This window comes from Streptomyces roseirectus (genome assembly GCF_014489635.1).
In the GTDB taxonomy this organism is placed as follows: Bacteria; Actinomycetota; Actinomycetes; order Streptomycetales; family Streptomycetaceae; genus Streptomyces; species Streptomyces roseirectus.
Map to the genome: position 1 here is coordinate 8686818 of NZ_CP060828.1, position 11347 is coordinate 8698164.

At 72.9% G+C, this 11347-nt stretch carries 7 protein-coding genes; 2 read left to right on the plus strand and 5 right to left on the minus strand.

The features are described from left to right. The first annotated feature begins 94 nt into the window (after positions 1-94). Positions 95-871, plus strand: a complete 777-nt coding sequence (locus tag IAG44_RS37665) for a sugar isomerase domain-containing protein (protein ID WP_187751545.1) — start codon at positions 95-97, stop codon at positions 869-871. Positions 872-932: 61 nt separating this feature from the next. Here the strand turns inward: IAG44_RS37665 and IAG44_RS37670 are convergent, their stop codons facing one another. From IAG44_RS37670 to IAG44_RS37690, 5 genes are all read right to left on the minus strand, one after another. After that, positions 933-3968 carry a beta-N-acetylglucosaminidase domain-containing protein gene (locus IAG44_RS37670; protein ID WP_187751546.1) on the minus strand — a complete coding sequence of 1012 codons (3036 nt, stop codon included), beginning with the start codon at positions 3966-3968 and terminating at the stop codon, positions 933-935. A 263-nt stretch (positions 3969-4231) separates the two neighbouring features. Then, the gene (locus IAG44_RS37675; protein ID WP_187751547.1) at positions 4232-5143 is read right to left on the minus strand and encodes a YceI family protein; all 912 of its coding nucleotides are present in this window, start codon (positions 5141-5143) and stop codon (positions 4232-4234) included. A gap of 146 nt (positions 5144-5289) precedes the next feature. Next, positions 5290-6339 carry a maleylacetate reductase gene (locus IAG44_RS37680; RefSeq protein WP_187753030.1) on the minus strand — a complete coding sequence of 350 codons (1050 nt, stop codon included), beginning with the start codon at positions 6337-6339 and terminating at the stop codon, positions 5290-5292. Positions 6340-6362: 23 nt separating this feature from the next. Further along, the gene (locus IAG44_RS37685) at positions 6363-7214 is read right to left on the minus strand and encodes an intradiol ring-cleavage dioxygenase (protein ID WP_187751548.1); all 852 of its coding nucleotides are present in this window, start codon (positions 7212-7214) and stop codon (positions 6363-6365) included. A 9-nt stretch (positions 7215-7223) separates the two neighbouring features. Further along, positions 7224-8966, minus strand: a complete 1743-nt coding sequence (locus IAG44_RS37690) for an FAD-dependent oxidoreductase (RefSeq protein WP_187751549.1) — start codon at positions 8964-8966, stop codon at positions 7224-7226. 141 nt (positions 8967-9107) lie between these two features. Here IAG44_RS37690 and IAG44_RS44605 point away from each other — a divergent pair, with 141 nt between their 5' ends. Next, on the plus strand, positions 9108-11327 hold the full coding sequence (locus IAG44_RS44605) for a helix-turn-helix domain-containing protein (protein ID WP_343075759.1): 2220 nt from the start codon (positions 9108-9110) through the stop codon (positions 11325-11327). Positions 11328-11347: the final 20 nt, after the last annotated feature.

The following is an 11347-nucleotide window of genomic DNA, read 5'->3' on the forward strand; positions in this document are numbered from 1 at the left end:
GTCTCATTGCCCGTGAGCCGGTGGGTGTGATTTATTGATTCACCTGTTTGGTAGAGCAGGGTGGTTTGAGCCATCAACAGTGGGGAGTGCCCAGGTGACCGTCGAGCCCGCCAACGAGTCCGTGAACGCGGAACGCTTCGCCCGGGAGGGGCTCGACGTCCTCTCCCGCCTCGTCGAGACGTCCGGACCCGACGTGTCCCGGGCCGCCGCCCTCATCGCCGACTGCGTCCGCGGCGACGGGGTGATCCAGGCGTTCGGCACCGGCCACTCCCAGGCGCTCGTCCTCGAACTCGCGGGCCGCGCGGGCGGGTTCGTACCCACCAACCGCCTCCAGGTCCCCGACCTCGTGCTCTTCGGCGGCGACGCGCCCAGCGCCCTCGACGACCCGCTCCTGGAGCGCGAGCCCGGCGTCGCCGCCCGGCTCTACGACCTCGCCGCCCCCCGGCCGCAGGACCTCTTCGTCGTCATCTCCAACTCCGGCGTCAACAACGTCATCGTCGAGATGGCCATCCAGGCCAAGGAGAACGGCCACAAACTGCTCGCCATCACCTCGCTCGCCCACACCCGGGCCGTGCCGGCCAAGCACCCGAGCGGGAAGAAGCTCGCGGACCTCGCGGACGTCGTGCTGGACAACGCGGCGCCCCCCGGGGACGCGCTGCTGCCGCTGCCCGAGGGCGGGGCGGTGTGCGCGCTGTCCACGCTGACCGGGGTGATGCTGGTGCAGATGGCCGTGGCGGAGGCGGCGGGACAGCTCATCGCCTCGGGCGACCGGCCGCCGGTGTACGTGTCGGCGAACGTGCCGGGGGGCTTCGAGGGGAACCTGGAGCTGGAGAAGCGGTACGCGGGACGGATCCGGCGCACGGCCAGCTGAGCTCCTCGGCATCGGGGGTTGCCCTTCTCAGTGGAGAAGGGCAACCCCCTTTGTGTTCCGCCTACTTCACCGGCACCCCCGTCACCGTCGCCGCCAGCGGGTACGCGCCCGTCGGCAGCGGCGTGCCCGGCCTGCCGGTCCCCGTGTCCACCGGGACGAGCCGGTTCGCGTCGGACGTCGTCACGTAGACCGTGGCGCCGTTCCAGTCCGGGGCCACGTCGAAGGCCGAACGGCCCACCGTCACCGGGGTTCCCGGCGCGCCGGTCACCGTGTTCAGCGGGGTGACCGTGTCGCCCGTACTGGCGCTGACCCACAGGGTGCGGCCGTCGGGGGACAGTGCCAGGCCGTACGCCTGGCCGGTGACCAGGAACGTCGGACGGGTCTCCTTGGTCGCCGTGTCGATCGGCGTGATCGTCGAGCCGCCCGAGTTGGAGACGTAGACCGTCCTGCCGTCAGGGCTCGCCACGACGTTGAAGGGGCGCGGGCCGACGGCGATCGCCTTGCCCGCCGTACGCGTCGCGAGGTCGACCGGCGTCACCGTGTTGTCCTGGATGTTCGGGACGTACAGGGTGGCGCCGTCCGGGGTGATCGCCAGGTTCTCGGGACGCCTGCCCACCTTGACCGGCGTGCCGGGTTCGAGCGTCGCCGTGTCGACCGGCTGGACCGTGCCGTCCGTGTAGTTGGCGACCCAGAGGGTCTTGCCGTCCGGCGTCAGGGCGAGGCCCGCCGGGACCTTGCCGACCGGGACCGTCGCGGTGACCGTGCCCGACGCGACGTCGATGACGCTGACGGTGTCGGCGCCCTGGTTCGCCGCGTAGGCCGTGCGGCCGTCCGCGCTCGCGATCACCTCGCCGGGGTTGGCGCCGGTCTTGATCTCGGTGCCGGCTCCGGTGGCGAGGTCGATCGAACTGACCGACGCGCCGCTGAAGTTGGCGGTCAGGGCACGGAACGTGCCGGTGCCGTCGGTGACTTGGACGGGGAGAGCGCGGGGGAGGGCGCCGTCGACGGTCACCGCGCGGACGCCGGGCTTCGCGGTCGCGTCGGCCTTGAGGGTGATCGTCGCCGCGCCGGTGCCGGTGGACGGGGTCGCGGTGAGGCCGGGCGGGGTGGTCAACTGCCAGCGGGGGGAGGCGGTTTCGGAGAAGGTGAGGCGGACCGTGGCCTCCTCGCCGGGTTTCAGGGTGAGGGACGTGGGGGTGAAGGCGGCGTCGGGGCCGGGGGCGGGGGCGTTCTCCAGCATGGTGCGGTAGAGGAACTGGTCCATGACGCCGGGGGAGACCTGCTGGGGGACGGCGTCGAGGGCCTTGCGTTCCGACTGGAGGCGGTTCCAGAGGCGGGTCACGGCGTCGGTGTCGCCGTCCCGGTGCGCCAACAGGAGGTCCACGGCGGTCAGTCCGGCCGTCCCGTAGGCGCCCAGCTTGTCGAGCCAGCGTGAACTCTCGGCCAGGAAACCGGGGTTGGCGAGATGGGCGCGCAACTGGGCCGGGGTGGCGGCCATGTCCGTGAAGTAGGCGCGCAGGGCGGCGGTGGCCTGTTCGCCGTACCCGTCGCGGAAGTCGGCGATCAGCTTCGTCAGCGTGGGGGACTCGGTGGCGTCCAGGGCGGAGGAGTAGCTGTTCTCCGCGAAGATCCGCAGCCAGTGCTCGGCCGCAGGACCCGCGAGGTCCCGTACGGAGGCGAGGAACGCCTTGCGGGGGTCGTAGGCGTGCGGGTTCCACAGGTAGGCGGCCGACGTGAACAACGCCAGCTTGCTCGCCTCCGCCTGCACCATCGGGTTCGCGGTGACCCCGACGGCCGCCGTCGCCACACCGGGCTCACGGCCGGTGTACGGGCCGAGCAGGAGACGGGTGGTGACGTAGTCGTTCACCGGATAGTTGTCCCAGACGAGGACCGGGTGCCCGTACACCTGCCGGGCCTGCTCGACCTGGGCGGTGGTGATGACCGGCGGGATCGTCGCGGTGCCGGTCCACTCGACGACGACGTCCTCGCCCAGGTGCTCACGCAGCGCCGTCTTGTACGGGCTGTCGGCGAGGTCGGAGTACTCGGTGGGGACCATCTCCAGCGGGCCGAGCCCCGGGCGGCCCTCGCTGAACGCCGCCCACGCCTCGTTCAGCAGGTACGACTGGGCCGTCCCCGCCGCGCCGCCGCCCGTGCCGAACCGCGCCTCGTCGGCCGCGCAGTTCCACTTCGTGTAGCTGATGTCGTCCAGCGGGATCGCGAAGGAACGGACGCCGATGTCGTACAGCGAGGCGAACTTCCGCACCAGGGCGGCGATGTCGTCCGGCGAGGAGTAGCAGACCGACAGGCCCGGGGAGAGGGCGTAGGTGAAACGGACGTGGTTCTCGCCCGCGCGGTCGACCAGTTCCTTCAGTCGGGCGAGCGCGGCGGGCGGGTACTCGTCGCGCCACCGCGCCCTCAAGTAGGCGTCGTCCTTGGGGGAGTAGACGTACACGTTCTGCTTCGTGCGGCCGTAGAAGTCGAGTTGGGCCAGGCGCGCCGCGTGCGACCACGGGGTGCCGTAGAACCCCTCGATCACACCCCGCAGCCGGGCCGCCGGCCAGTCCCGGACCGTGACGTCCGGCAGCCGGTTGTCGGCCAGGAGCTGACGCAGGGTCTGGGCGGCGTAGAACGTGCCGGCCGGGCCCGCGCCGGAGAGGGCGAGGGTGCCGCGCGCGGCGGCCAGGACGTACCCCTCCGCCGGCAGGCCGTCCGGCGCCGGGGCGTGCAGGCGGCGCAGGGCGCGCGCCGTGTCGGGGTTCTCGGCGGGGCCGCCCACGTACACGGTCAGCGCGGCGGGCGGGGGCCTGTGGCCCGCCGTGACGGTGACGATGTCCTCGGCGCCGGCCTCGCGCAGCGCCGTCTCCACGGCCCGGCGCGCCGCGGGGTCCGTCGCCTCGCCGACGACCTCGACGACCCGGTCCGGGACGGGGCGGGAGCCCTTGCCCGGCGTGATCTGCCGGGGGGTGGGCCAGACCTGGGGGAGGGGGGTGGCCGCCGGGGCGGCGGAGGTGGGGGGAGCGGTGGGAAAGGTCAGCCCGAGGGCCAGCAGCAGAGCCAGGGGGAGCCGTCTGCGCAGCGCATGGGTGAATGAATCCATCGGCGCATGGTAGTGACGTTGAATCAATCATTCAATAGCGCCGCGCGGGGTGGGGTGGAATGGCCGGGAACGGGCGGGGCGGCCAGGCGGGCGTTACTTGGCGTACGCAAGTAAAGGGTGGGCTGAGCCGCAAGGCCGCCCACGGCCTCCGCGCGGCCGGCCGCCGGAGCTGGAACCCGCGCCGGAAAGGGCCAGGTGAGCGGCGCCGGAAAAAAGACAGCCGGTGCCGGGACGACTCGTCCCGGCACCGGTTCAGCCCACGCTCACTCCGGAGGGGTGGGCATGTCCGGGGAGCGGTACATCGCCTGGACGTCCAGCTCCAGCTGCACCGTCGGGCCGACGACCGCGATGCCCCGGGCCAGCATCGAGCGCCAGTTGAGGGTGTAGTCCTCGCGGTGGAGTTCGGCGGTCGCGAGGGCGGCGCAGCGCAGTTCCTCGCCGTAGCCGCCGTTCACCGTGCCCAGGTACGTCGTGTCGAGGGAGACCGAGCGGCTGACGCCGTGCATCGTCAGGGTCCCCTGCAACGTCCACTTCGAGCCGCCCCGGTAGGCGAAGCGGGTGCTCTGGAAGTCGATGTACGGGAAGCGCTCGACGTCGAGGAAGTCGGCCGAACGGAGGTGGTTGTCGCGGGTGTTGTTGCCGGTGTTGATGCTGTCGGCGTGGATGCGCACGCGGACGGCGGTCTCGGCCATGTCGGGGGAGACCCGGATCGCGCCGTCGAACCGCTCGAACCGGCCGTGGACGTGGGCCATGCCGACGTGCTTGGCGATGAACCGGATCGCGGTGTGCGGCGGGTCGAAGGCCCAGCCGCCGGGCGGCGGCAGGGGGAGCTGACGGGCCGGCTGGAGCCGGACCACGGCCGGCGAGGCGCTGTGCCCGCCGATGATGTCGACGGTCTCCCGGTGCGGGTTCAGCCCCTCCGCGACCGCGAGCATGCTGTACCGGCCGGGCGGCAGGACGGCGACGAAGAACCCGTACGGGTCCGTGATGCCGCGCGCCGCCACCTGGTGGGAGTCGAGCGCGGTGATCGTCACCTCGACGCCGCCCATGGGCTGGTCGACGGGATCCACGATCGTCCAGCCGACCGAGCCCGCGCCCGACGGCAGCGCCAGCCGCAGCCCGGTGTCGGCGGCCGTGCCTTTGTCCCGTCGGCGCCGGAGCAGTCCGAGGGCCATGATGTTCACCTTCCTGAGTTCCTGAATATGTCCAGCGGGCCCGCCGGAAGCCGGATCACGCCACACGCCGTGTCACAAAGGCACCGTGCCCTGTGTCACGCCCCATGCCGCACCCCGGCGTCCGCATACCCGCACCCCGTGCCCCCTCACGGCACCCCCGGCTCCCGCCCCTCGAACGCGCCGCGCAGTACGCCCAGCACCCCGTCGACGGTCACCTCACGCGGATTCGGGTAGGCCGTCCCCACAGCCAACTCCGCCGCGCGCCCCAAGTCTCCCTCAACCAGCCCGAGTTCACCCAGCGACCTGGGTGCCCCGAGCCGCCCGCACCACCCCCACAGCGCCCCCACCGGATCCCGGGAGTCACCGAGCGCCCGCCCCAGCCGCTCCAACGCCCCCGGCGCGGCAGGGGAGTTGAACGCGAGGACGTACGGCAGCAGCACCGTGTGCGTCTCGGCGTGCGGCAGCCCGAAACTCCCGCCCAGCACGTGCGCCAGCTTGTGGTGCAGCCCCATGACGGTCGCCCCCAGCACCGCCCCGCACAGCCACGCCCCGTACAGCGCCCGCCCCCGAGCCGCCAAGTCCCCCGGATCCGCGGCGACGTCGGGCAACGCCCCCACCATCGCCCGCACCCCCTCCTCCGCCATCAGCGCGACCAGCGGCGACACCCCCGGCGCGTACAGCCCCTCGGCGGCGTGCGCGAGCGCGTTCACCCCGCTCACCACCGACAGGCCCACCGGCATCCCCACGGTCAGCGAGGGGTCGTACACCACAGCGCGCGGCAGCACCACCAGGTCCCGCCCCGTACGCTTCACCCCGCCCTCGGTGAGCCCCCACACCGGCGTCATCTCCGAGCCCGAGTACGTCGTCGGCACGGCGACCAACGGCAGCCCGGTCCGCAGCGCGAGCGCCTTGCCGAGCCCGATCGCCGAACCCCCGCCCACGGCCACACACCCGTCGGCCCGCAGCGATTCCGCCACCTCGACGGCCCGCCCGGCGACCTCGGCGGGGACATGCATCCGCGCCCCGGCGTGCACCCCCACGCACACCGCCCCCAGCGCACGGGCGACCTCCCCGGCGACCGGGGCCCCGCGCTCCCCGCTCACCACCAACACCCGCTCCAGACCCAGCCGTTCGACCTCCCCCGGCACCGCGTCCAGCGCCGCCCCGGCCCGCAGGACCACCCGCGAACCCGGCATGTCGTGCACGAACTCCACGCCGCTCACCGCGGGGCGAGGACGAGATCGAACCGCGCGTGCCTGAAGGGGGTCGCCACCCCGAACTCCCCCGCCAGGACAGGGTCGTCGGTCGCCGTGAAGTCCTGCACCAGGCTCTCCTTCACCGCGAACACCGCGTCGGAGTCCAGGTAGTCGCCGCCCGCGACGAAGATGTGCGTGGTGACCGGCACATGCCCCTCGGCGGACGCGATGAAGTGGATGTGCGCCGGCCGGTACGGGTGCCTGCCGGTCGCCCGCAGCAGCGCGCCGACCGGACCGTCCGTCGGGATCGGGTACGCGCTCGGCACGCACGTCCGGAACCAGAACCGGCCCTCGCCGTCGGCTGTGAACAGCCCGCGCCCGTTGCCCGGCGGCTGGACGTCCGGCTGCTGCACGTCGTAGAAGCCCTCGGCGTTCGCCTGCCACACGTCGAGGACCGCGCCCGGCAGGGGAGTGCCGTCGGCGGACAGCACCCGGCCGCTCACCACGCACGGCTCACCGCTGCCCGTCAGGTCGATGTCCGCGCCGAGTTCACGCACCGGCGACTCGGTCATGTGGAACGGTCCGAGCACCGTCGACTCCGTGCCGGGACCGGCGTCCTCGTGGACCGTCTCGACCAGCATCGACACGCCCAGCACGTCCGACAGCAGGATGAACTCCTGCCGCGTGTCCGTGCACGCCTGCCCCGTCGCCGTCAGGAACCCGACCGCCCGCTCCCACTCCTCACCGGTCAGCCCCGTCTCCCGCACGAAGTCGTGCAGATGCCGGGTCAGCGAGTCCAGCAGCTCCCGCAGCCGGGGATCGGACGTACCGGCGAAGCTCGCGACGACCGACTCGGTCAGGTCCTGCGTACTCATACGACTCCCTCAACCCCGCCCGAGAACCCGCCCGAGCGCGTCCGACAACCGCCGCCCAGCATCCTGTGCCGCCCCGGCGTGCCGGAACGCGACATACCCGTCCGGCCGCACGAGCAGCACGCCCGCGTCCGAGACCTCCCGCAGCCGGGCCCAGTCCCCGTACGGGTCCTCGTACTCCTGCCCGGGACCGATCACCACGGACGCGAGCCCCAGCTCGCCGGCGGCGCGCACCCACTCCTCGCCGCCGATGCCGGTCAGCACCGTGAACCGGCCCTTGCCGACCGTGTCCAGCGTCGACAGCGTCCGCGTCCCGGACGTGATCCAGGCGTGCGGGAGCTTCGCGCCGGGCCGCGACGAGGGCTGGTGGTACAGCTCGGGGTCCCGGTCGAACCCGGGGTCGGGCGTGCCGTCCGGGACGACCGCGTCGGAGTCGTAGCGCTGGTTGAGGTCCACGCCGTGCGCGTTGAACTCGTACGCCTTGAACGCGATCGCCTCCCGCAGCCGCTCCCGGCGCTTCTCCGCCGCCGCCCCCGTGTCCTTGCGGGAGGCGATGTTGGCGTGCAGCTGCTCCGGCGTCTGCGGGGCGAGCAGGTCGAGGGCGTCGAACACCGGGGCCGTCTCGCCGATCGACTTGTTGGCGCGCGTGACGATCTGCCGCCCGATGGGCGCGCGTTCCGCGCTGTACGTGTCGAGCAACCTCGGGCTCGCCGTGCCCTCCAGGACCAGCTTCAGCTTCCACGCCAGGTTGTAGGCATCCTGGATGGAGGTGTTGGAGCCGAGCCCGTTGGACGGCGGGTGCCGGTGCACGGCGTCCCCGGCACAGAACACCCGGCCGTTGGAGTAGGTCTCCGCGTACAGGTCGTTGACCGTCCACGCCGACGACGACTTGATCGTCACCGGGATCTCGTCGTCCCCGATCAGCTTCCGGACGACCGACTCGGCGTACTCCGTCGTCAGGTCGGGCGCGCCCGCCGTCACGTCGTACCCCCACACGATCAGCCACTCGTGCCACGGCCGCACGCACCGCACCAGGCCCGCGCCGATCCCGCCGACCGTCGCGCCCGGCGTCAGCACCCAGTACAGGGTGGACGGCCGGTGCGCGGTGTACTGGGTCAGGTCCGCGTCGAAGACGATGTTGACGCTGCCCGCCACGCCCATCCGGCCGACCGTCGGCAGCCCGGCGTCCTCGGCGACCTGCGAACGGCCGCCGTCCGCGCCGATCAGGTACTTCGCGCGGATCGTGTACTCGTCGCCGCGCACCCGGTCCTCGACGGTCACCGTCACGCCGAACTCGTCCTGGACGAACGACTTGTAGACCGTGCTGTACCGCAGCACCGTGCCGCGCGCGACGGCCGCGTCCACCAGGACCGGTTCCATCAGGTGCTGCGGCATGTCGCACATGCGGGTCGGGCTCGCGAGGTCGTGGGCGGCCTGGACGAGGGGGTCGTTGCCCCAGGAGCGCAGCCGGCCCAGCTCCTCGCCGGCCAGGCTCGTGCAGAACGTCGTGTTCCCCATCAGGTGCTGCGGCGTCGCCTTCGCGATCACCTCGTCCTCGACGCCGAGGTCCCGCAGGACCTCCATCGTCCGCTGGTTCGTGATGTGCGCGCGGGGCGTGTCCGCGAGGCTCGCGTACCGGGTGACGACCATGTTCGCCACGCCGTACGTGCTCAGCGCCAGCGCCGCCGAGGCGCCGGCGGGGCCGCTGCCCACGATCAGGACGTCGGTCACGACATCGGGCTGGACGGTGTGCACGGCAACGCTCCGGAAGGGAAGTGAGGGGGACCTCCCAAGATCGTGAACCCTCGCGGGCCCGCGCGGGTGTATCAATCCGAGACACTTGCGCGTAGCCCGCTTGGTTGTCTGTTAAACATTCCCGATACGGTGAGGAGCGCTATGACGACCGCAGAACACCTCCCCTCCCTCACCCGCCTGCGCCACGCCCGCGCCCGGTTCCTCGCCGGGCGCCCCCTGCCCGAGGACCTGCCGCAGGAGGTCGTCTCCGCCTGGCGCCGCGCCCGCTTCCACGGAGTACGACAGGACGCGACCTGCGAGAAACCGCAGCTCAACGACGTCCCCCCACTCCTGGAAGCGGCCCGCCCGATCCTGGACCGACTCGCCCCCACCCTCGACGACCGCACCGTCCTCCTCCTCACGGACGCACGCCTACGAGTCCTCTGGATCAGCACCCACCACCCCCACGCGCGCGCCGACCTCTCGGAAGAACAAGTCGGCCCCAACAGCGCCGCCCTCGCCCTCCGCACCGACCGCCGCGCCGAACTCCACGGCCCCGAACACTTCCTCGACGCCTGGCAACACCTCTCATCCATCAGCGTCCCCCTCCACACCCCGGACACCCCCCGCCCCACCGGCACACTCACCGTCGCCACCCGCCTGTGCGAGGCCTGCGGCGCCCACGACCAGACACCACAGCCCCCCACAACGCCGCCGACACCGGCACCGGCCGAGCCGACCGGGCACCGTCCAGCGGCCTCTGCACCCGCCTCACCGACCGCACCGCGCCCGGCGACGGCACCCACGCTCGACGCACCGGCCGCGCCGCTCCGGGCGGAGGTTCCGGGGTCTGGTTCACCGGCTGAGCGTCGTTCGGTGGTGGCGTCCGTGTCGGGGTCGGAGTCTGATGCGGCGGCCGGGTCCTGCTCGGTGTCTGTGTCCGGCTCGCTGATCGCGCCGAGCCCGGTGGCGGCACCCGCGCTCGACGCACCGGCCGCGCCGCTCCGGGCGGAGACTCCGGGGTCTGGTTCACCGGCTGTGTCCCGCCCGGTGTCGGCGCCTGCTTCCGGCTCGCCGGCCTCGCCTCGCCCCGCGATGGTGTCGGGGTCCGGTGAGCCGGTGGTGTCCCGCTCCGCGGTGGCGGCCGTGCCTGGTTCGCCGGCCGCGCTTCATCCCGCGACGGCTCCCGCGCCTGGTTCGCCGGTCGTGCCGTCCCTCGGGACAGACCCCGTGTCCGACTTGTCGCATCCCGCTGCGGCCTCTGCCGTCTCCGACTCCCCGGCTCCCTGCCCCGCCGCCCACTCCCCGGCCGCCCACTTCGCGGCGGGTTTCGCCGAAGCCGCCGCGGCGGCGGTCGAGGCTGCGTTGGCGGCGCGTTCCGCCGGGCCGGAGCGGGTTTTGTTGGATGCCTATCTGGCGGCACGTACGGGGGAGCGGCCGGTGGTGGCGTTCGGGGGGCATCATCGGCTTGTGGATGAGGTGGCGTCGCGGATGCTGACGCCGGAGGATCTGGATGTGCTGGAGCGGGCGGCCCGGCGGGCGCCGGATGCGGGGCGGGTGAGGGTTGCGGGGAGGGGTGTGGAGTTGATCCCGGTGCGGAGGGGTGCGGCGAACGTGGGGGTGGTCGCGGTGCTGGAACCGGCGGCCGACAAGCCCGTCCCCACGCCCGATCGCCCGCACCCCCCGCTGCTCATCACCGGCGAACGGGGCACCGGCAAGACCACCCTGGCCCGCGAACTCGCCCCGGACGCAAGGACGGTGGACGCGGCGGAGGGTGAACTCGGCGACGCCGTCGAGGAACTGACGGCCGGTCACCCCCTGATCATCCGTCACGCCGAACGCCTCACCCCGCCCGACACCGCCGCCCTCAACTCCCTCCTCGACGCCGACCCCACCGCCCCCCTGCTCGCCACCTACACCCCCGGCACACCACCGGGCCCCTGCCTCCAGCGGCTCCTGGACGTCCTGGGCGCCCGCACCCTAGCCCTCCCGGCGCTGCGTGAACGCCCGGAGGGCATACCCGAGTTGCTGAAGACGGGCGCCCCGAAAACCCCGCCGGGACACCCCCCGCTCACCTGGTCCCTGGACGCCCTGCGCGCCCTGGAACGCCACCCGTGGCCCGGCAACCTCACCGAACTCGCCCACGTCGTCCACACGGTGGCCCACGACCGCCGCCTCACGGGCCCCGTCCGCAGGGCGGAACTCCCGGACGCGGTGCGAGAGGGCCCGGCGCACCGACCGCTCAGCCCGATGGAGGACGCGGAGCGCACCGCGATCCTCGGCGCCCTGGAACGGCACGGCGGCAACAAGGCGCGCGCGGCGGCGGCACTGGGCATCGGGAGGGCAACTCTGTACCGGAAACTGCGCAGTTACCGGGTCTGACCCGTCAACTCGCCCTGTCC